At 69.4% G+C, this 21,292-nt stretch carries 20 protein-coding genes and 2 pseudogenes; 20 read left to right on the plus strand and 2 right to left on the minus strand.

What is annotated here, in order from left to right; genetic code table 11:
* Positions 1-46: 46 nt before the first annotated feature.
* A complete protein-coding gene (locus FK531_RS13220) occupies positions 47-628 on the minus strand; it encodes a hypothetical protein (RefSeq protein ID WP_142100013.1) in 582 nt (193 codons plus the stop codon).
* Between the two features lie 62 nt (positions 629-690).
* On the opposite strand from FK531_RS13220, the gene FK531_RS13225 reads away from it, so the two are divergent.
* The 18 genes from FK531_RS13225 (at position 691) to FK531_RS13310 (ending at position 20,039) form a co-directional block, all read left to right on the plus strand.
* Positions 691-1,311: a CGNR zinc finger domain-containing protein gene (locus tag FK531_RS13225; protein WP_142100015.1), complete on the plus strand. Its 621-nt coding sequence runs from the start codon at positions 691-693 to the stop codon at positions 1,309-1,311.
* Positions 1,295-1,723, plus strand: a complete 429-nt coding sequence (locus tag FK531_RS13230) for an SRPBCC domain-containing protein (protein ID WP_142100017.1) — start codon at positions 1,295-1,297, stop codon at positions 1,721-1,723. The genes FK531_RS13225 and FK531_RS13230 overlap by 17 nt, the downstream gene beginning before the upstream one ends.
* Before the next feature lie 10 nt (positions 1,724-1,733).
* Positions 1,734-2,420 carry a mycofactocin biosynthesis peptidyl-dipeptidase MftE gene (gene mftE, locus FK531_RS13235; RefSeq protein WP_142100019.1) on the plus strand — a complete coding sequence of 229 codons (687 nt, stop codon included), beginning with the start codon at positions 1,734-1,736 and terminating at the stop codon, positions 2,418-2,420.
* A 25-nt stretch (positions 2,421-2,445) separates the two neighbouring features.
* Positions 2,446-3,843 carry a mycofactocin biosynthesis glycosyltransferase MftF gene (gene mftF, locus FK531_RS13240; protein WP_142100022.1) on the plus strand — a complete coding sequence of 466 codons (1,398 nt, stop codon included), beginning with the start codon at positions 2,446-2,448 and terminating at the stop codon, positions 3,841-3,843.
* Positions 3,844-3,847: 4 nt separating this feature from the next.
* Positions 3,848-5,305: a mycofactocin dehydrogenase MftG gene (mftG, locus tag FK531_RS13245; RefSeq protein ID WP_142100024.1), complete on the plus strand. Its 1,458-nt coding sequence runs from the start codon at positions 3,848-3,850 to the stop codon at positions 5,303-5,305.
* A 69-nt stretch (positions 5,306-5,374) separates the two neighbouring features.
* Positions 5,375-6,688, plus strand: a complete 1,314-nt coding sequence (locus FK531_RS13250) for a sigma-54-dependent transcriptional regulator family protein (RefSeq protein WP_142100026.1) — start codon at positions 5,375-5,377, stop codon at positions 6,686-6,688.
* 84 nt (positions 6,689-6,772) lie between these two features.
* A complete protein-coding gene (adh, locus tag FK531_RS13255) occupies positions 6,773-8,296 on the plus strand; it encodes an aldehyde dehydrogenase (protein WP_142100028.1) in 1,524 nt (507 codons plus the stop codon).
* Between the two features lie 125 nt (positions 8,297-8,421).
* Positions 8,422-8,616 carry a hypothetical protein gene (locus tag FK531_RS13260; RefSeq protein ID WP_142100030.1) on the plus strand — a complete coding sequence of 65 codons (195 nt, stop codon included), beginning with the start codon at positions 8,422-8,424 and terminating at the stop codon, positions 8,614-8,616.
* Complete coding sequence (locus FK531_RS13265) at positions 8,613-9,146, plus strand: DUF779 domain-containing protein (protein WP_142100032.1); 534 nt, start codon at positions 8,613-8,615, stop codon at positions 9,144-9,146. The genes FK531_RS13260 and FK531_RS13265 overlap by 4 nt, the downstream gene beginning before the upstream one ends.
* A gap of 1 nt (position 9,147) precedes the next feature.
* Entirely contained in the window at positions 9,148-10,560 is a 1,413-nt protein-coding gene (locus FK531_RS13270; RefSeq protein ID WP_142100034.1) for an ethanolamine ammonia-lyase subunit EutB, read from the plus strand.
* Positions 10,557-11,336, plus strand: a complete 780-nt coding sequence (gene eutC / locus FK531_RS13275) for an ethanolamine ammonia-lyase subunit EutC (RefSeq protein ID WP_142100036.1) — start codon at positions 10,557-10,559, stop codon at positions 11,334-11,336. The genes FK531_RS13270 and eutC overlap by 4 nt, the downstream gene beginning before the upstream one ends.
* 42 nt (positions 11,337-11,378) lie before the next feature.
* The gene (locus FK531_RS13280; RefSeq protein WP_246098134.1) at positions 11,379-12,245 is read left to right on the plus strand and encodes an alpha/beta fold hydrolase; all 867 of its coding nucleotides are present in this window, start codon (positions 11,379-11,381) and stop codon (positions 12,243-12,245) included.
* A 91-nt stretch (positions 12,246-12,336) separates the two neighbouring features.
* Positions 12,337-12,831: a winged helix DNA-binding protein gene (locus FK531_RS13285; RefSeq protein WP_142100038.1), complete on the plus strand. Its 495-nt coding sequence runs from the start codon at positions 12,337-12,339 to the stop codon at positions 12,829-12,831.
* 96 nt (positions 12,832-12,927) lie between these two features.
* Complete coding sequence (locus tag FK531_RS13290; RefSeq protein ID WP_142100040.1) at positions 12,928-13,743, plus strand: DUF72 domain-containing protein; 816 nt, start codon at positions 12,928-12,930, stop codon at positions 13,741-13,743.
* A 237-nt stretch (positions 13,744-13,980) separates the two neighbouring features.
* Positions 13,981-15,618 (plus strand): AMP-binding protein, encoded by a 1,638-nt coding sequence (locus tag FK531_RS13295; RefSeq protein ID WP_142100042.1) that lies wholly within the window; start codon positions 13,981-13,983, stop codon positions 15,616-15,618.
* Positions 15,619-15,630: 12 nt separating this feature from the next.
* Positions 15,631-17,301: a sigma-54-dependent Fis family transcriptional regulator gene (locus tag FK531_RS13300; protein ID WP_142100044.1), complete on the plus strand. Its 1,671-nt coding sequence runs from the start codon at positions 15,631-15,633 to the stop codon at positions 17,299-17,301.
* A gap of 97 nt (positions 17,302-17,398) precedes the next feature.
* Positions 17,399-18,901, plus strand: a complete 1,503-nt coding sequence (locus FK531_RS13305; RefSeq protein WP_142100046.1) for an aldehyde dehydrogenase family protein — start codon at positions 17,399-17,401, stop codon at positions 18,899-18,901.
* A 28-nt stretch (positions 18,902-18,929) separates the two neighbouring features.
* Positions 18,930-20,039 (plus strand): NDMA-dependent alcohol dehydrogenase, encoded by a 1,110-nt coding sequence (locus tag FK531_RS13310; RefSeq protein ID WP_142100048.1) that lies wholly within the window; start codon positions 18,930-18,932, stop codon positions 20,037-20,039.
* Here FK531_RS13310 and FK531_RS13315 read toward each other — a convergent pair.
* Positions 20,036-20,394, minus strand: a pseudogene (locus FK531_RS13315) (IclR family transcriptional regulator domain-containing protein); the annotation flags it as partial. The gene FK531_RS13310 and the pseudogene FK531_RS13315 sit on opposite strands and share 4 nt — an antisense overlap.
* A gap of 2 nt (positions 20,395-20,396) precedes the next feature.
* Between FK531_RS13315 and FK531_RS22700 the strand changes: the two are divergent.
* Both FK531_RS22700 and FK531_RS13325 read left to right on the plus strand, forming a co-directional pair.
* A pseudogene (locus FK531_RS22700) lies at positions 20,397-20,504 on the plus strand (succinyl-CoA--3-ketoacid-CoA transferase); the annotation flags it as partial.
* On the plus strand, positions 20,501-21,163 hold the full coding sequence (locus FK531_RS13325) for a 3-oxoacid CoA-transferase subunit B (protein WP_142100050.1): 663 nt from the start codon (positions 20,501-20,503) through the stop codon (positions 21,161-21,163). The pseudogene FK531_RS22700 and the gene FK531_RS13325, both read left to right, overlap by 4 nt.
* The last annotated feature ends 129 nt before the right edge of the window (positions 21,164-21,292 follow it).

The raw sequence follows: 21,292 nt of genomic DNA on the forward strand, positions 1-21,292 counted from the left end.
CGGGTGACGGGTCCCTTCGCTTGGTCAGACCGAATGACGGTGCCCGTCACCCACGCTCGACGGTCTGCAGGAGTCCCCAGGTGAACCGGGCCTGGCACGGCGTGCCGTCGGGCGTGGTGAACTCGGCTGTGGTGTGGCTGGCGACCGAACCGGTCGCCATTCGGTACCGGACTGGGGCGCAGGAGATTTCGAGGTCGTCGACGGTGACGATCCACGGGCGCAGATCCTCGGGAGTGTCGACCGCGGGTGCGGGGGAGTCGGCGAGCCTGGTGAGTCGCTCGTCGACGACTGCGCCGCCGGGTCCCGAGGTGACCTGGAACTGCAGGCCCGGCCATAGCGGCATGGGCCAGGCCTCGACAGTCAGCTCGCCGACGAGCTTCACTCGGCGTGTCGTCACGACCGCGGGGTGCCCGAGCGCGAGTCGGTACCGGGTGGCCCCGCCGGGGAAGTGCCCGCGCAGACCGCGCTGCCACTGGGCATGCGCGGCACGAAGGTCGGTCCCGCTCTTGCCGAGGGTCTTCATGGCGGCGGTGACGAGCGAGGGCTGGTGGTCGTTCATCCGGCGCAGCAGCATCAGTTCGAAGTTGACGACGCCGAACCCCGTGAGCGGCATTCGGTCGAGGGTCATCCGGGCCTCCTCGGTTGGGCCGAAGGGTAGCAAGCAGTGTGGTAACCGGTTAAAGTGGTTAAATGACAGATGCGTCGACCTGGGCGGTTCCACTGAGGTCGCGGGAGGGTGTCGCGTTCACGGTGGTCACCGGCGCGGCTTGCGTCGACTTCGTCTACACCGGCGGCCTCGGTGACCGCGCCCGGTGGGAGTCTCTGCACGAGCCCGCCGACCTGGCGGCGTGGGCCGGCGCCTCGCGGCTCGTGCACGGCGCGACCCCACCGTCCGAGATCGCGGTCACGGACGTAGAATTCGCCGCCGCAATCGAGCTGCGGGAAGTGTTGTGGCGCAGTATCAATCGACTTGCCGACGGCGAGCGGATCGCCCGGGCCGACGCAGCCGCCCTGAACGTGTACGCGAGCCGGCCCGACCTGGCCCCCCGACTCGACGGCGGCGCACTGACCTTCGCGACGCCGATCGCGGCGTCCCAGATCCTCTCCACGTTGGCCCGCGATGCCATCGCGCTGGCGGGCGGACCGTTGCGTGAGCGGGTCCGCCGATGCGCCGCGCCGGACTGCCCGCTGCCGTTCGTCGACACGTCGCGGCCGGGCACCCGACGGTGGTGCGCGATGGCGCGCTGCGGAAACCGAGACAAGGCGCGAACGAGACGACGGACGGAGAAGGGCGATGGCCGGAGTGCGTGAGGCGGGCCTGAGTAGGGACGTGGGCTGGGAGATCGGTGTGTCCAAGACGCTGCCGTACCAGGTCGAGGAGGTCTGGCAGGTGGTCTCCGGCGACCCGGCAGTGTGGCTGGGGGAGGGCACGCGGCTGCCGGACCGTGCGGGGGCCTCGTGGACCGCGGGCGACGGCACCCGCGGTGAAGTGCGAAGCCGCCGCGACCACGACCGGATCCGGTTGACCTGGCGCCCGCCTGCCTGGACGCACGACAGCACCGTTCAGGTGGCGATGCGGGCGACGCCGACGGGCACGACGGTGCGGTTCCATCAGGAACGCCTTGCCAGTTCGGCCGAGCGATCAGCCCAGCGCACGCACTGGCAGTCCGTGATGGCAGCGCTCGAGGCGGCGTTGGCGCGGTCGCGCGAAGAGGGGGCCTAGCATTTCAGGCATGCCCGAACCCCTCGCCGACGCCACCTGGCCGGAGATTGCCGATACCGTCCCGGCGCTGGCGGTCCCGGTGGGTTCGCTCGAACAGCACGGTCCGCACCTGCCGCTCGACACCGACACCCGGATCGCCGTCGCCGTTGCCGCGGCGCTGCCCGGACTGACCCTGGCTCCGGCCATCGCCTACGGGGCCAGCGGTGAGCACGAGGGGTTCGCGGGGACTGTGTCGATCGGCAGTTCGGCTCTGCAGTCGGTGGTCGTCGAGTACGGGCGGTCGGCGTGTCGCTGGTCCCCGCGCGTGTTGTTCGTCAACGGACACGGCGGCAACGCCCCCGCGCTCGCCGAGGCAGTCGCACTGCTGCGCTACGAGGGTCGGGACGCAGCCTGGCTGCCCTGCGCGGTTCCCGGCGCGGACGCCCACGCCGGTTGCACGGAAACGTCACTGCTGCTGCATATTTCACCGGTGGTCGTACGCCTCGACCGGGCGGAGCCGGGGGACCTGAGGCCGGTCGCGGAGATCCTGCCCGCGATGCGCGAGAGCGGCGTCGCTGCCGTCAGTGCAAACGGCGTACTCGGCGATCCCACGGCCGCGGACGCGACCGCAGGCGCACGGATGTTCGAGCAGATGGTGGCCCGAAGTTCGGCTGCGCTCGCGCGCTGGCAACCGGACGGCCGCGGGATGTTGCGGTGAGAGCAGATCCGAATACGATCACCTGATGCGCCAAGCTCGACTGCCCGACGGTTTCGGGGTGAGAATCGATCCGAAGGTGCGCACATTCTCCGATGGCCGCGTGCTCATCGGTGGATCGCCGACCCGGATGCTCAAGCTCGCACCGACCGCCGCGGCGATGATCGGCGACGGCTACCTCAAGGTGGTGGACCCGCAGTCGGCGGCCGTTGCCCGGCACCTGCTGGACTCCGGTGTGGCGAACCCTCGGCCGATGAGCTCGCCGCCGAACCAGGACGTCACCGTCGTGATTCCCGTCCGGAACAACACCGCCGGACTCAATCGACTGCTCCCGGCGCTACGGGGACTGACGGTCATCGTGGTGGACGACGGGTCGGATCACCCCGTCACTCCGCCATCGGTCACCGACGGTCGAGGCAGTGTCCGGGTGCTGCGACACGAGACCTCGCGGGGTCCTGCCGCCGCACGCAACACCGGATTTGCCTCCGCGGAAACGGAGTTCGTGGCGTTCCTCGACTCGGACGTGGTGCCTCGGATCGGCTGGCTCGAGGCCATGCTCGGTCACTTCAGTGATCCCGCCGTCGCCATGGTGGCGCCGCGGATCATCGCCCTCACGCCGGAGGGTGGGGCGATCGCCCGGTACGAGAACGCACGGTCATCGCTGGACCTCGGCCGCAAGGAAGGTCCGGTGCGCGCGGGCAGCGCGGTGTCCTACGTGCCCAGTGCGGCGATGCTGGTGCGCCGGCGTGCGCTCGAGGAGTGCGGCGGATTCGACGATGCCATGCACGTGGCCGAGGACGTGGACCTGTGCTGGCGGCTGCATGCCGCCGGCTGGCGGCTGCGCTACGAGCCGATCGCGCACGTCGCCCACGACCATCGTGTCTCGTTCCGTACCTGGTTCGGCCGCAAGATGTTCTACGGCACCGGTGCGGCGCCGCTGGCCTCCCGGCATGTCGGTCTGGTGCCGCCCGTTGCGATGTCCGCCTGGACTCTGGTCGCATGGCTGCTCGCGGCGACCTGCACCCGGATCGGCCTGGTGGGGGCGCTGGTGACCCAGGTCGTCACCGTGATCCGGCTGCGCCGCACATTCGGTGAACTGGACAAGCCGACCCGCATCGCGATGGTGCTGGCAGTCCAGGGTCTCGCGGGTGGGGCCTGGCAGCTCGCGTCCGCGCTGTGTCGACACTACTGGCCGGTGACGGTGGTCGCGGCCGTGCTCTCCCCGCGGGTGCGCCGCGCGGTGATCGCCGTGGCGGTGGCCGAGGGAGTGGCCGACTGGTGGACACACCGCGAACCCGGCGGTCTCGGACCGGTCCGGCACGTGGTGTTCAAACGGCTCGACGACGTGGCCTACGGCGCCGGCCTGTGGCGCGGTGCGATCGCCGAACGCAGCAGCGCGGCGTTGGCCCCTCGGCTGAACGGCTGACGGCGTGCCGGCCGCGGAACCGGTGGCCGACGTGGTCGTGGTCGGCGCCGGTTCCGGAGGGTGTGTGGTCGCGGCCCGACTGAGCGAGAATCCCGACCGCACAGTCGTTCTCGTGGAGGCCGGATCCGACGGCGCTCGAACCGGGCCGATCGGGACGCTGCCGGTGGGTCCCGGCAGCCCGTTGGTGTGGCGCTACCCCGGCGAGCTGCAACCGGGTCGCGACGTTGTCATTGCACGGGGACGGACAGTGGGCGGGTCCGGCGCCGTCAACGGTGGCTACTTCGTTCGAGGCACGGCAGCGGACTTCGAACGCTGGCCCGCGACCTGGTCGTACGCCGCGGTGCTGCCGTACTTCCGGAAGCTCGAGACGGACCCGTTCGGAGACCGGCGCTGGCACGGCGACGGCGGGCCCATGCCGATCGCCCGCACGACGGACGCGGCGCTGCACTCGATCAGCGCGGCCTTCCTCGACGCCGCCGCCTCGGCGGGTTTCGGGTACCGGGCCGATCTCAACGAGCCCGATGCGACGGGTGCCGGGCCGGTGCCGCTCAATGCGCACCGGGGGACGCGGGTGAGCACGGCCGCGGCGTACCTCGGCCCCGCCGCCGACCGCGCGAACCTGCGGGTGCGGACCGGCGCGGTGGCGCGGCGGGTGGTGTTCGAGGCCGGCCGGGCGGTCGGGGTGGAAGTCGACCTCGCCGGGGAGAGGCGCGTTCTGCGGGCACGGACGGTGGTGCTCTGCGCCGGCGCAGTGGGTACCCCGCAGCTGCTCATGCATTCGGGAATTGGTCCGGCGCAGCAGCTTTCACGTCTCGGACTGTCGGTGCTGGTGGACCGGCCCGGAGTCGGGCAGGGGTTCGAGGACCACCCTGAGGTCACCGTCGGTTATCGGCGGGCGGTGCCGTCGCCGCATGCCCGGGGCCGGGCGATCCTCGAGGTGGTGCTGGAGGCCGACGGCATCGAATTGCGTCCGTACACGGCGTCTTTCGGAGACATCATCCCCGGGGTGGGGGACTCGGTCGCGCGGATCGGGGTCGCGCTGATGCGTCCGGAGAGCCGGGGTGAGGTGGTGTTGCGGTCCGCGGACCCGGCGGATCCGCCGCTCGTGCGGTACCACTACCTGCGGTCTGCCGCGGACCAGGCGGCGATGCGGTCGGGACTCGAACTGGCGCAGGATCTGCTCTCCTCGTCCCCGTTCGCTCGGCTCGTGGAGCCGGTGCCGACGGGCGCTGCGGTGGCCGGGATGCTCGACAACCTGGGAACCTCGATGCATCTGTCGGGCAGTTGCCGGATGGGCGCCGACGATGACCCGACCGCGGTGGTCGACGACCGCTGCCGGGTGATCGGGGTCGAGGGGCTGTCGGTCGCGGACACCTCGGTGATGCCCGTGCTGACCTCGCGCGGTCCCCATGCCACCGCCGTCATGATCGCGGAGCGGGTGGCCGCCTTCTTGGACGCCTGACCAGCGGACCTTCCCCCGCAGGCGCTGTGACGCGCGTTACAGTGGTGTGGACGCCACGGAGGGAATCGATTGACCAGAGCTCCGAACGGCAACCCCTGGGTGGCCGTCCGACCAGATGAGGACATCGCCGCCCTCGCCCGCACGGTCTCGACCGCGCACCGCTCGTTCGTCGACGGCGAGCGGTTCTCTCCTGTCGACAGGCGGAACGCGTCCGCGTCCCCGGTGCGTCCCGTGGTGTTCGACTCGTGGCTGCGCAGTCGCAACCGGGGCGTCGACCCGGACGGCATCGACGAGACCGGCGACATGGACGTGCGCGAGTTGGAGCGGTATCGCGACTCGCACCCGATGGCCCTGATCCGTCCGGTGGTGCGCAAGCTGCTCGTCGAGGATGCCGCGGACACCGGGCTGCTCGTCGCGATCAGCGACGCGGCGGGCAGGCTGCTGTGGGTCGAGGGCGACTCGAGCGCGAAGGATCGCGCGCTGGCGATGAACTTCGTCGAGGGCGCGGACTGGAGCGAGGACCGCGTCGGAACCAATGCGCCGGGGACCGCTCTCGCGGTCGACCACTGCGTGCAGATCTTCGGGGCCGAGCACTTCAGCCGCACAGTGCACGACTGGAGTTGTTCGGCGGCGCCTGTGCACGACCCGATGAGCGGACAGATCCTCGGAGCGATCGACATCACCGGCGGCCCGCGGGTCGCAGTGCCGGAGGTGCTCGCACTGGTTCGCGCCACCGTCGCGGCCGCCGAGTCCGAGTTGCGGTTGCACCTGCTCAATTCGCCCCGACTGCTCGGGGACGCCCCGCCCCGACTGGCGGTGCTGGGCTCGCAGCGGCCGACGGTGGTGGCCGGTGGCGATCGGATTCCCCTCTCGCGCAGGCACGCCGAGATCCTGCTGCTGCTGGCCGACCACCCCGAGGGTCTGAGCTCGGGTCAGCTGGCCGTCCTGCTCGACGAGTCCGAGCTGGACTCGGTCACGATCCGGGCCGAGATGTCCCGCCTACGTAAGGTGTTCGGTGCGCAGGGGCTCGGATCCCGGCCCTACCGACTGCTCACCGATCTGAGCTCCGATGTCGAGGAGGTCCGTCGGGCGCTCGAGCAGGGTGACGCGGCCGGGGCGCTCACCGCCTACCGCGGTCCCGTGCTACCGGGGTCGGTGGCGCCCGGGATCGAGGACATCCGGTCCCAGCTGCGCGGCCGGATGCAGGCGGCGCTGCTACGCGCGGGCGACCGGACGTTGCTGGCGCGGTGGACGGCCACCGTGGAGGGCCGTCACGACACCGCGTCCTGGACCGCGTATCTCTCCTCACTCGACCCGCAGTCGCCGATGTATGGGCAGGTCAGGGCGGGAATCGACATGCTCGACGGTCAGCTGACCCGATGACGGGAGTGAACGCAACGTAGTTGCAACCGTCGGGCTCGTAGTGTTCCGGATCACAGCAGTGACAACACAGGCAAGGAGTCGTCGATGACCGTCTACGCCCGCCCGGGTACGCCCGAGGCACTCATGTCCTTCCAGCCGCGCTACGGCAACTACATCGGTGGCCAGTGGATCGCACCGGTCAAGGGGCAGTACTTCGAGAACCCGACCCCGGTCACCGGCCAGGTGTTCTGCGAGATCCCGCGCAGCACCGCGGAGGACATCGAACTGGCTCTCGATGCCGCGCACGCCGCCGCGCCGAGTTGGGGCAAGACCCCCGTCGCGGAGCGCGCGGTGATCCTCAACAAGATCGCCGACCGGATCGAGGAGAATCTCGAGTCCATTGCGCTCGCCGAGTCCTGGGACAACGGCAAGCCGATCCGCGAGACCCTCAACGCCGACATCCCGCTCGCGATCGACCACTTCCGCTACTTTGCGGGAGCCATTCGGGCGCAGGAGGGTTCGCTGTCGGAGATCAACTCCGACACCGTCGCGTACCACTTCCACGAGCCGCTCGGTGTGGTCGGCCAGATCATCCCGTGGAACTTCCCGATCCTGATGGCCGTGTGGAAGCTGGCGCCGGCGCTGGCCGCAGGCAACGCGGTGGTACTCAAGCCCGCGGAGCAGACCCCGGCCTCGATCCTCTACCTGTTCGGTCTGATCGGCGACCTGCTGCCGGTGGGTGTGGTCAACATCGTCAACGGGTTCGGCACGGAGGCGGGCAAGCCGCTCGCCTCGAGCCCGCGGATCAAGAAGATCGCCTTCACCGGCGAGACCACCACCGGCCGGCTGATCATGCAGTACGCCTCGCAGAACCTGATTCCGGTGACGCTCGAACTCGGTGGCAAGAGCCCGAACATCTTCTTCTCGGACGTCCTCGCCGCCAACGACGACTATCAGGACAAGGCGCTCGAGGGCTTCACGATGTTCGCACTGAACCAGGGTGAGGTCTGCACCTGCCCGTCGCGATCGCTCATCCAGGCCGACATCTTCGACGAGTTCCTGGCGATGGCCGCCATCCGCACCAAGGCCGTGCGACAGGGCGACCCGCTCGACACCGACACCATGATCGGCGCGCAGGCCAGCAACGACCAGTTCGAGAAGATCCTGTCCTACATCGAGATCGGCAAGGCCGAGGGCGCCCAGTTGATCACCGGCGGCGAGCGCGCCGACCTCGGCGGCGACCTGTCCGGGGGCTTCTACATTCAGCCGACGGTGTTCACCGGCAACAACAAGATGCGGATCTTCCAGGAGGAGATCTTCGGCCCGGTGGTGTCGGTGACCTCGTTCAAGGACTACGCCGAGGCGATCGAGATCGCCAACGACACCCTCTACGGTCTCGGTGCGGGCGTGTGGTCCCGCGACGGCGGCGTCGCCTACCGGGCCGGCCGCGACATCCAGGCGGGCCGGGTGTGGACGAACACCTACCACCAGTACCCGGCGCACGCGGCGTTCGGCGGCTACAAGCAGTCGGGCATCGGCAGGGAGAACCACCACATGATGCTCGACCACTACCAGCAGACGAAGAACCTGCTGGTCAGTTACGCGCCGAAGGCTCAGGGCTTCTTCTGATCCCCGGCTTCTCCTGATCCCTCGGTCAGGAGACAGGTGCGGCGCCCGCCGAACCCCCTCCTCGGCGGGCGCCGCACACCTCAGTTCCGAACCCTGCCACTCTGTTTCGAGATTCGGAGGTCGTCATGTCCGGCACGATGAAGGCCGCGGTTGTCCACGAGTTCGGTAAACCCCTGACTGTCGAGGAGGCGCTCGACTTCTACGACCGCGGCCGCATTGTGCCGACCGTGCACTCGCGGAAGCTCGATGACATCAACGACATCTTCGACGAGTTGCGGGCGGGCACGGTCGACGGTCGCATGGTCCTGGACTTCCGGTGACCGCGCCGGCCCGGATCGTCGCGGTGGCCGGGGCGGTCGACCTTCTTCGCAGACTGCGCGCGACGCACGGCTCGCTGATGATGCACCAGTCCGGCGGCTGCTGCGACGGCTCCGCGCCGATGTGTTATCCCGCAGGCGAATTCATCGTCGGCGACCGCGACGTCCTGGTCGGTCTGCTCGACCTTCGGCTGGGCGTGGGGGAGTTGCCCACCGACTTGCCCGACGGTGCCGACGCGGTGCCCGTGTGGATCTCGGGACCGCAGTTCGCGGTGTGGAAGCACACCCAGTTGGTGCTCGACGTGGTCCCCGGCCGCGGCTCCGGGTTCAGCCTCGAGGCGCCGGAGGGTATGCGTTTCCTGAGCCGCGCGCGGGCCTTCGATCCGGCCGAGATCGAGGCACTGGCCGCCGAGAAGCTCGTCACCGGCGAGGAGTGGGAGCGGGGTGAGCGGCCGACTCCGCCGATCGAGCCGCAGGTCGTGGCGGAGGCGGCGGAAGCCTGCCCGGTGCCCACCGGCAGGCGAGAGTCCTGACATGACGCGCTACGGCCAGCAGATCGGCGGCCAGAGCTTTGCCTTCGACGGCCTCGTCGACCTGATGGCGAAGGCCACCCCGCTGCGCAGCGGGGACGAGTTGGCCGGTTGCGCGGCAACCTCGGACGCCGAGCGGGCCGCCGCGCAGTGGGCTCTCGCCGACGTCCCACTCGATGCGTTCCTGCGGGATCTGTTGGTCCCGTACGAGGACGACGAGGTCACCCGGCTGATCATGGATTCGCACGATCGTGTTGCCTACCAGAAGATCTCGCACCTGACGGTCGGCGGGCTGCGGGACTGGTTGCTCGAGGTGGCGGCGGGCGAGGACGCGGCAGTGGTCCTGCGGGAGCTCTCGCCGGGGCTGACTCCGGAGATGGTCGCGGCCGTCAGCAAGATCATGCGCAATCAGGACCTGATCGCGGTGGCCCGCGCCGCCGTCGTCACCGCGGCATTCCGGACGACCGTCGGCGTGCCGGGTCGGATCAGCACCCGACTGCAGCCGAATCACCCCACCGACGACCCGAGGGGGATCGCCGCCGCCACCCTCGACGGGCTGCTGCTCGGCTGCGGCGACGCGGTGATCGGGATCAACCCGGCCACCGACTCACCGCATGCCACCGCGGACCTGCTGCACCTGCTCGACGAGGTTCGGCAGCGCTTCGAGATTCCCACCCAGTCCTGCGTGCTCTCGCACCTGACCACCACGATCGACCTTATCGCCGCGGGCGCGCCGGTCGATCTGGTGTTCCAGTCCGTCGCGGGCACCGAACGTGCGAATGCCGGCTTCGGCGTGAATATCTCGTTGCTCCGCGAGGCGAATGCGGCGGGTCGCGCGCTGCGCCGCGGCACCGTCGGCGACAACGTGATGTATCTCGAGACGGGACAGGGTTCGGCGCTGAGCGCGGGCGCGCACCTCGGGACCGGCGGCAGGCCCGTGGACCAGCAGACCCTCGAGGCGAGGGCGTACGCGGTCGCACGGGACCTGCAGCCGCTGTTGGTGAACACGGTGGTCGGCTTCATCGGACCCGAGTACCTCTACGACGGCAAGCAGATCATTCGGGCCGGGCTCGAGGATCACTTCTGCGGCAAGCTGCTCGGCCTGCCGATGGGAGTCGACGTCTGCTACACCAACCATGCGGAGGCCGACCAGGACGACATGGACACCCTGCTGACGCTGCTCGGTGTGGCCGGGGCCGCCTTCGTGATCGCGGTGCCGGGCGCCGACGACGTGATGCTCGGGTACCAGAGCCTGAGCTTCCACGACGCGTTGTACGTGCGGCAGGTGCTCGGACTGCGGCCCGCCCCCGAGTTCGAGGCCTGGCTTCAGCGGCTGGGCATGGCCGACGCGAAGGGGCGTGTGCTCCCTGTCGACCCGACGGTTTCGCCGTTGCGTGCGCTGACGGGGGCGCCGTGACAGTCGGCCCGAATCACGAGACACCGCAGGACTTCTGGGTGGAACTCAGGCGCAGCACGCAGGCGCGCATCGGCCTCGGCCGGACCGGGGACGCGCTGCCGACCGAGCAGGTCCTCGAGTTGCGGTCCGCGCACGCGGCGGCCCGCGACGCGGTGCACCAGCCGCTGGACGTCGACCTGCTCGCTACACAGCTCGACGCGGCCGGGCTGGGGCGCCCGGTGCGGGTGACGAGCCGGGCCTCCAGTCGCGCCGAGTACCTGCGTCGGCCGGACCTCGGGCGGCTGCCCGCCGACCTCACGGGCGTGCCCCGTAGCGGGGCCGAGGTGGGTTTCGTCCTGGCGGACGGGCTTTCGCCGCGGGCGTTGTCGGACCACGGCGTCGCCCTGCTGACCGCGCTGACGAACGAGCTCACCGATCGGTACACGCTGGCGCCGCCGGTGATCGCGACGGAGGCGCGGGTGGCGCTCGGCGATCACATCGCCGAGGCGATGGGCGTGCAGACGGTGGTGGTCCTGATCGGGGAACGTCCGGGCCTGTCGGTGGCGGACAGCCTCGGCATCTACCTCACTCACCTGCCGCGACCGGGCCGCACCGACGCCGACCGCAACTGCATCTCCAACATCCACCCGCCCGAGGGGCTCGGGTACGAGCAGGCCGCGCGGGTGGTGTCCGGGCTGCTCACGGGCGCCCGCACACTCGGACGGTCCGGGGTGGACCTGAAGGACACCTCCCGCTCCGACGAGTTGTCGGCGGGAGAGACGCTCCCCCTGGAGTAGACCGGGCGGTCGGGTCCGTGCCCGGGTTCCTATGGTGTGGGGGTGACTGCGCAGCGCACGACAATCGAATTCCGCGGCGGGGCGGGGACCCTGGCCGCCGACCGTTGGACCCCGGTCGACGAGGAGGACACCTCCGACGTCGTACTGATGCTGCACGGCGGCGGACAGACCCGGCACTCGTGGAGCCGCGCGGCGGCGGACCTCGTCCGCGGCGGCCGTACCGTCTACACGCTCGACACCCGCGGACACGGCGACAGCGCCTGGGCGCACGACGGTGACTACCGGATCGGCGAACTGGTCGCCGACCTGCGCGCGGTGGTCGAGCAACTCGGTTCCCGGCCCGTCGTGTTCGGTGCCTCGCTCGGCGGGATGACCGCGCTGATCGGAGAGGGTGAGCACCCCGGGCTGACACGGGGACTGGTGCTGGTGGACATCACCCCGAAGGTGGAACCCGAGGGCGTCAAGAGGATCGCGGACTTCATGCGCGGCAACCCGGACGGGTTCGCCGACCTCGAGGAGGTCGCCGACGCGGTGGCCGCGTACCAGCCGCACCGCGAGCGCCCCAGGAACGTCGAGGGTCTGCGTCGCAATGTGCGCGAGCGCGCGGACGGGCGCCTGTACTGGCATTGGGATCCGGTGTTCACGGGGCCCCGAATCGACGGGGAGACACCCGTGGGCAATCACGCCCGGATGGTCGCCGCGGCGAGGGCGGTGCGGGTGCCGACGCTTCTGGTGCACGGCGGCAGGTCGGACATCGTCAGCGCGGAGGGCGTCGAGGAACTGCTCGAGCTGGTCCCGCAGGCCACCGCGGTGAACGTCGCGGCAGCAGGACACATGGTCGCCGGCGACGACAACGCCGTGTTCGTAGCGGAGGTGGACGGCTTCCTCTCCACGATCCAGCGCTGTTGACGCAGCGCCGGGTGATCAAAAAGGATGTAACCCGCCCGGCAGTCGCCGGGTGCGAACGACGGCCCGGGATCGGGCATCAAGGAGTTGTGCAATGGCCTTCGCAGGCAACGTCGACGAGCTGGCTCTGCTCCAGTCGGTGCGACTGAAGGGTGCCGTGACGGCAGACGTCCTCGCACGTCAGCTCGGAGTCGCGGCGACGTCCGCGCAAGCCGCGCTCGACGCGCTCGTGGCCGCCGGACGGGCCGCCGACACCGGTGACGGCGCGTTCTCGCTGACCGAGGCGGGCGTCGCCGAGCTCGACGACCAGCTCGACGCCGAGCGGGTGTCCATCGACGAGGACCTGTTCGCCGAGGTGGTGGATCGCTTCGAGCCCCTCGACGCCGAGTTCGCCGACGCGGCGGGGGACGCCGGCAAGCTCGCAGACCTGGACCGCCGGGCCTCGGACGTGTTCGACGACGTCTCGGCCTACGTTCCGAGGCTGGCCCGCTACCAGGAGCTGCTCGCGGACTCGGTCACCGACGGCACCGCGTACGCGGTGGTCTGGTCGGAGCTGCGTCAGGAGATTCTCAGCGCCGCCGGTCGCTGAGCAGGGGATATCACGTAGTCGGTAGGCCGTGACGAAGGTCCCGCGCAGATCTTCTGCGCGGGACCTCTTCGCTTCCCGCCAACTAGACTCCCGCACATGGCGGAGGCCCGGGTGGGCATCTCCGGGTGGGTCTACCCGGGGTGGCGCGGCGCCTTCTACCCGGACGGACTCGTGCACCGTAAGGAGCTGGCATACGCTGCCGAACGCCTGACGTCGATCGAGATCAACGGGTCGTTCTACGCGCTGCAGAAACCGTCGAGCTACACGAAATGGCGGGACGAGACACCGCACGGTTTCGTGTTCGCGGTCAAGGGCGGCCGCTACATCACCCACGTCAAGCGCTTGGTCGGCGTGGAGACCGCGCTCGCGAACTTCTTCGCCTCGGGCGTGCTCGCGTTGGGGGACAAGCTAGGGCCGATCCTGTGGCAGTTGCCGCCGAACCTGCGATTCGACGCAGACCGGTTGGCCGCGTTCCTCGCGCTGCTGCCGCAGACCACCACCGCGGCGAGCGTTCTCGCGCAGCACCGCGACGACAAACTGGCCGACGACCTCGTCCATGTCGGCACCGACGTCGATCGTCCGCTGCGCCACGCGCTCGAAGTGCGGAGCGCCAGTTTCGCTGTGCCGGAATCGGTGTCGATCGCGCGTGAGTACGGCGTGGCGCTCGTCCTCGCGGACACCGCGGGACGCTATCCGCGCATCGAGGAACCGACAGCCGACTTCGTGTACGCGCGACTGCACGGCGACATCGAGTTGTACACGAGCGGTTACACCGCGGCGGCGCTGGACGCGTGGGCCGCGAAGATCCGAGGCTGGACCGGCGACGGGTTCGACGTGTTCGTCTACTTCGACAACGACGTGAAGGGGTTCGCGCCGTTCGACGCGATGGCATTGTCGAGCCGACTCGACTGAGGAGCTGGACCACACCGACCTCCCGGTCACCCACCCCCTTCCGGGGGTGGCGTCGACGTGATCTACGTCACTACCCTTCCTTGCAGTCCTGCGATGCCCGTACGGGCGGGGTGTCCGCATCTCGGACAGTTACAGACACCCTGGGCGTCCGAGTATGTCGTGGATCACATGCATGCGAGTAGCTTCGAAACTGAGTCACCCGGCTCGCTGCCGGCAGGGTGCAGGAGAGGACTGACGATGACCGGGTCGCTGCCCAGTTACACCTCGGGCGTGTGGGACGCCCCCATGTTGGGCGACACCATCGGGGACAACCTCGACCGCACCGTCGCAGCGCACCGGGACCGGGACGCGCTCGTCGACCACTCGACCGGGCGCCGGTGGACCTACGGCGAGTTCGGTACCGCGGTGGACGGCCTCGCCGCCGGGCTGCTCCGGCGCGGGCTGGCGAAGGGCGACCGGGTCGGCATCTGGGCGCCGAACTGTCCCGAATGGACATTGGTGCAGTACGCGACCGCGAAGATCGGCGTGATCCTGGTCAACATCAATCCGGCGTACCGCTCGCACGAGCTGAAGTATGTGCTCGAGCAGGCCGGTATCCGAATGCTGGTGTCCGCGGCGAGCTTCAAGACGTCGGACTACGCCGCGATGATCGAGGAGGTTCGGCCGAACTGCCCCGATCTAGAGTCGGTGGTCCTGCTCGGCGGCGAGGACTGGGCAGGGCTGCTCGCCGACGGCGCCGCCGCGCATGCGGCGGACCCCTCGGCGCTGTCCGCGGCGCAGGCGGCACTCTCCGCCGACGACCCGATCAACATCCAGTACACCTCGGGCACAACGGGATTCCCGAAGGGTGCCACCCTCAGCCACCACAACATCCTCAACAACGGGTACTTCGTGGGCGAACTCTGCCACTACACGCACGAGGACCGGGTGTGCATTCCGGTGCCGTTCTACCACTGCTTCGGCATGGTGATGGGGAACCTCGCGTGCACCAGTCACGGTGCGGCCATGGTGATCCCGGCGCCCGCGTTCGAGCCGAAAGCCACGCTCGAGGCGGTACAGGCCGAGCGTTGCACCTCGCTGTACGGGGTGCCGACGATGTTCATCGCCGAACTCGCCGACCCGGACTTCGCGAGTTACGACCTGACCAGCCTGCGTACCGGGATCATGGCCGGATCGCCGTGCCCGGTCGAGGTGATGAAGCAGGTCATCGAGCAGATGGGAATGGCAGAGGTGTCGATCTGCTACGGCATGACCGAGACCTCGCCGGTGTCCCTGCAGACCCGCTCCGACGACACCATCGACCAGAGGGTGTCCACCGTCGGCCGGGTCGGACCCCACCTCGAGGTCAAGATCGTCGACCCGGCAACAGGGTTGACGGTCCCGCGCGGCGAGCCGGGTGAACTCTGCACCCGCGGCTACTCGGTGATGCTCGGCTACTGGAACAACCCGGAGAAGACCGCCGAGGCGGTCGACGGGGCGCGCTGGATGCACACCGGCGACATCGGGGTGATGGACGCCGACGGCTACGTCGCGATCACCGGCCGGATCAAGGACATGGTCATCCGCGGCGGCGAGAACATCTACCCCCGTGAGATCGAGGAGTTCCTCTACTCGCACCCGGACATCCTCGACGCCCAGGTGATCGGCGTGCCGGACGCGAAGTACGGCGAGGAACTGATGGTGTGGATCCGGATGCGCGAGGGCGCCGACGAACTCGACGCCGACTCGGTGCGCGCGTTCTGCACCGGAAAACTCGCGGGCTACAAGATCCCGCGGTACGTGCACGTGGTCGACGAGTTCCCGATGACGGTGACCGGCAAGGTCCGCAAGATCGAGATGCGCGAGCAGTCGCTCGAGTTGATCGGCCAGGCATAGGCGGAGCGCGCGATGACGAGCGAGGAGCCAGGCGGTCGGGACGCGGTCCGGCCCGAGATCGCCCTGTCCTGGAAGCGGTCGCAGCTCAGCGGCGTCGACCCCGGCCGAGGATTCGACGCCTCGCCGGCAGACGACCTCGACCTGTCGGGCAGACTGCTGCGGGCCGCCCGCCCGGTCCTGGACGAGGTGGGTGTCCAGATCGCGGGCACCGAACTCTGCGTGCTGCTCGCCGACCCCGACTGTCGGATCGTCGCGCGGGTGTTCGACAACCGCGCCGTCGAGCGGCACATGGAGCGGCTCGGTGCGGTGCTCGGGTCGCGGTTCGGTGAGGACCGGGCGGGGACCAATGCGCTCGGGACGCCGCTGGAGGTGCGACGGGGTGTCGTGATCAACGGTGAGGAGCACTTCCTGGAGCAGTTCAAGGGTTTGAGCTGCTACGGGCATCCGATCATCCATCCGGTCACCCACCGGGTCGAGGGCATCCTCGACCTGACGTGTATCGCTCCGCAGGCGAACTCACTGTTCGCGCCGTTCCTGCAGCGGGCCGCAGCGGACATCGAACGGCGGCTGCTCGAGGGTGCGAGGGCCTCGGAACAACGGCTGGTCGACGCCTTTCAGCGGGTGTCGCCGCAGCGGCAGGTCGCGGTCACCGCGATCGGGGAGGACATCCTGCTCAGCAACCGGGCCGCGTTGGACCTGCTGGATGTGGCCGACCACGCCGCGCTGCGCGGGCTGGCGACCGACCTGAGGCCTGACCAGTCCCGCACCGTCGAACTCGAACTCGCGTCCGGGGAACGTGCGCAGGTGCGCGCAGACCGGATCGCCGGCACCGACGGCGGGACGCTGTTTCTCGTGCAGCCGGTGCGCAGGCCGGCCACGCCGATTCGTCGCGGGACCGCTCGGACGAGTTCGCCCGCCGCGGATCGTGTCCGTACCGAACTCGAGCGGCTTCGCGACAGCCGCGATGCGCTGGTGATCTGCGGCGAACCCGGGTCGGGCCGCAGCACGGCCGTGCGCGATGTCGCGGGGACGAGCATGGTGCACCGGCACGACGCCACCCGAATTGCTGTGCAGGGCATCGAGTCCTGGAGCCGCGACGTGGCCCGGAGCCTGCGACGGTCCGATGCGGTCGTCGTGATCGATCAGGTCCAGCTGCTGCCCGAGCCCGTACATCCGCTCGTGGCGGAGGCGATCGCGAGTGGTGATCCCCGGATCCTGCTGACCAGTGGGCCGGAGGCCGACCTGGCGGCCCCGATCGCTGCGTTGGTGTCGCGGTGTCCGGAACGGCTCGTCCTGCCGCCGCTGCGCCAGCGCCGCGCCGAGCTCCCGGAGATCGCCCGCGCCATGCTCGACGAGATCATGCCGGGAGTGAGGTTGAGCGCGACAGCGCTCGAGGCGCTGACCGCGGCGCAGTGGCCGGGCAACCTCACCGAGCTTCGGGTGGTGCTGACCAAGGCCGCGCGATCGTGTGCGGGCAGTCGAATTACCGTGGCGGACTTGCCGGACCGGTATCGCAGCCCGGGTCGGGTCGCCCGGCTCGCCGGCCGCGAGCGCGCCGAACGACAGGCGATCGTCGACGCGCTCACCGAGTGCGGCGGCAACAAGGTGCATGCCGCGGAGCAGCTCGGGATCAGTCGCAGCACCCTGTACGCCCGGATCCGGGCGCTCGAGATCACGGTGTGAGTGCGCGTCGTCGGACTGTCCGAACCTTGCACAGTTAGCCCCTCCGGAACACGCGAAGTATGGCGTGCATCACACCGTCTGCTCGTAAGGAGTTCCGATGACAGCGATCGCCGACTTTCCGCTCACCGCAGGGGTTCAGGGGTTTCTGGGAGGGGGCCCCAAGAAGCTCCTGATCGGGGGAGAATGGACCTCGGCGGCCTCGGGTCGCACCTTCGTCACCTGTGATCCCGCCACCGGGAATCCGCTCACCGAGGTGGCCCACGGGCAGTCCGAGGACGTCGACCGCGCCGTGCGCGCCGCCCGGCAGGCCTTCGACAACGGCCCGTGGCCGTCGATGAAGCCCAACCAGCGCGAGCGGCTGCTCTGGCGGGTGGGCGACATCCTGTCCGAGCGCGCAGAGGAGTTCGGTCAGCTCGAGGCTCTCGACAACGGCAAGTCGGCCGGTATCGCCTCCGCGGTCGACGTCGCCTGGGCCGCTGACGTTTTCCGCTACTACGCCGGGTGGGCCACCAAGATCGAGGGCAGCACGGTCAACGTGTCGATGCCGTTCGCCCCGGATGCCCAGTTCCACGCCTACACACTGCGCGAGCCGGTCGGCGTGTGCGGACTGATCGTGCCGTGGAACTTCCCGCTGCTGATGGCCTCGTGGAAGCTGGCGCCCGCCCTCGCCGCCGGCAACACCGTGATCCTCAAGCCCGCCGAGCAGACCCCGCTGACGGCTCTGCTGCTCGGAGAGGTGTTCCAGGAGGCCGGCTTCCCCGCCGGCGTCGTGAACATCGTCAGCGGCTTCGGTGACGCCGGCGCTGCCCTGTCGGCGCACGAGGACGTCGACAAGATTGCCTTCACCGGGTCCACCGAGGTGGGAAAGAAGATCGTCGACGCCGCCAAGGGCAACCTCAAGAAGGTCTCGCTCGAGCTCGGCGGTAAGAGCCCGAACATCGTCTTCGCGGATGCCGACTTCGACGCCGCAGTGGAGGGTTCGCTCAACGCCTGGCTGTTCAACCACGGCCAATGCTGCGTCGCCGGGACCCGACTCTTCGTGGAGGACAAGATCTTCGACGAGTTCACTCAGGCCGTCGCGGACGCGGCCGGCCAGGTGAAGATCGGACCGGGTCTGGACCCGACCACCCAGCTCGGCCCACTGGTCTCCCAAGAGCAGTTCGACAAGGTCACCGGCTACCTCGCCGCGGGCCTGGCCGACGGGGCGCGCGCGCTCACCGGCGGCAAGCGGTGGGGCGACACCGGCTACTTCGTCGAGCCGACCGTCTTCGTGGACGTCAAGCCGGAGTTCTCGATCGTGCGCGAGGAGATCTTCGGTCCCGTCGTCGCGGCGCTTCCGTTCAACGCAGAGGCAGGAGTCGCCGCCGCCGCGAACGATTCGATCTACGGTCTCGCCGCGGGCATCTGGACCAAGGACATCTCCAAGGCACACCGGACCGCCCGGCAGATCAAGGCCGGATCGGTGTGGATCAACCAGTACAACGGCTTCGACACCGCGATGCCGTTCGGCGGCTACAAGCAGTCGGGCTGGGGCCGCGAGCTGGGGGCGGCGGGGCTCGACGCCTACACCATCACCAAAGCCGTCAACGTCGCTCTCTGACCCGACCGTTCCGACGAAGGAGATCTACATGAAGACCACTGCCGCAGTACTTCTCGAGGCCGGAAAGCCGTTCGAACTGATGGAACTCGATCTCGACGGCCCCGGACCGGGTGAGGTGCTGATCAAGTACACCGCCGCCGGACTGTGTCACTCCGACCTACACCTGACCGACGGGGACCTGCCGCCGCGCTATCCGATCGTCGGCGGGCACGAGGGCTCCGGGATCATCGAGGAGGTCGGTCCCGGCGTCACGAAGGTCAAGCCGGGCGACCACGTGGTGTGCAGCTTCATCCCGAACTGCGGCACCTGCCGTTACTGCTCGACCGGCCGTCAGAACCTGTGCGACATGGGCGCGACCATCCTGGAGGGCACGATGCCCGACGGCACCTTCCGATTCCATGGCGCGGGAAGGGATTTCGGTGCGATGTGCATGCTCGGAACCTTCTCCGAGCGGGCGACCATCTCGCAGCACTCGGTGGTCAAGGTGGACGACTGGCTGCCGCTCGAGACCGCCGTGCTGGTCGGGTGCGGGGTTCCGTCCGGGTGGGGGACCGCTGTCAACGCGGGCAATCTGCGCGCGGGCGACACTGCGGTGATCTACGGCATCGGCGGCCTCGGCATCAACGCAGTCCAGGGCGCGGTCAGCGCCGGCTGCAAGTACGTCGTGGTGGTCGACCCGGTCGCGATGAAGCGCGAGCAGGCACTGAAGTTCGGTGCCACGCATGCGTTTGCGGATGCGGCGAGCGCCGCGGAGAAGGTCAACGAGCTCACCTGGGGCCAGGGCGCCGACGCGGCGCTGATCCTGGTCGGCACCGTCGACGAGGAGGTCGTCTCGGCGGCGACGGCGGTGATCGGCAAGGGCGGCACCGTCGTCATCACCGGACTCGCCGATCCGGCGAAGCTCACCGTGCACGTGTCGGGCTGCGACCTGACGCTGAATCAGAAGACCATCAAGGGCACGCTGTTCGGCTCCATGAATCCGCAGTACGACATCGTCAAGCTGCTGCGGCTCTACGACGCGGGACAGCTCAAGCTGGACGAGTTGGTCACCACCCGGTACCGGCTCGAGGACGTCAACCAGGGGTACCAGGACCTGCGGGACGGCAAGAACATTCGCGGCGTGATCGTGCACGCCTAGCCGCGCGAGCGGGTCAGCCGCTGGGAGAGTCGGTGCGCCTGCCTGAGCAGCAACTCGCCGAGTTCGGCCCGACGGCTCTCGGGGAAGCGGCTCTCCACCCCCGTGATGCTCAGGGCCCAGGCGGGGGATCCGGAACCGTCGAGGACGGCGGCGCCCATGCCCCAGCTGCCTCGACGAGCAGGGCCGGGTTGACGGCGTACCCGGTGAGTCGGGTCGCCGCGATGCGGTCCTCGAGACCCGGTCGGGCATGGTCGGCGCCCCACTCGCCGACCAAGTCCGTCCGGGCCAGATACTCTCCCACCTCTCTGTCGGAGAGGTGGGAGAGGATCACCAACCCCGCGGAGGCGACCCCGAGGGCAGGTGCACCTGCCCGGGATCTTCGTCCAGCGCATCGTCGACACCGGACCGCAGGCCAAGCGGATCGAGAAGCGGACAGTGAGCACGTCGGAAGGATCGGCACGATGACGAACGCAACCGGATGGACCCGCGACCAGATGGCGGCCCGCGCGGCCGCGGAGATGATCGACGGCGAGTACGTCAACCTGGGAATCGGGCTGCCCACGCTCATTCCCGGCTTCCTCGGTGACGACGTCCGGGTGACCCTGCACTCGGAGAACGGGATCCTCGGCACCGGCCCCTACCCGACCGCGGACGCAGTCGACTCGGATCTGATCAACGCGGGCAAGGAGACGGTCACCGTCAATCCTGGTGCGGCATACTTCGATTCGGCGACATCGTTCGGGATGATCCGCGGCGGGCACATCGACACGGCCGTGCTCGGTGGCATGCAGGTCTCCACGGACGGAGACCTGGCGAACTGGATGGTTCCCGGCAAGATGGTCAAGGGCATGGGCGGCGCGATGGATCTCGTGCACGGCGCCGGTCGCGTCATCGTGGTCATGGAACACGCCGACCGCGACGGCAACCCGAAGATCGTCGACGCATGCACCCTGCCACTCACCGGTCAGGGCGTGGTCGACCGGATCATCGCCAACCTGGCGGTCATCGACGTCGTTCCGGGCGGTGTGCTGGCCCTGCGGGAACTCGCGCCGGGGGTCACCGTCGACGACGTGATCGCGGCCACCGGGGCCGCGCTCGAGGTCTGTCTGCCCGTGTCGGTCTGAGCGCAGTGCCGCGGCCGTCTAACCGAATCGGCAGGACGTTGCCCGCGCAACCGGGTCGGAAGTGACATGGCTCGCCGGTCCGATCCGCCCAGATACCGCCCAACGACGGTCACGGCTGGGAAACTGAAT

Source organism: Rhodococcus spelaei (assembly GCF_006704125.1).
Classification (GTDB): Bacteria; Actinomycetota; Actinomycetes; order Mycobacteriales; family Mycobacteriaceae; genus Rhodococcus_G; species Rhodococcus_G spelaei.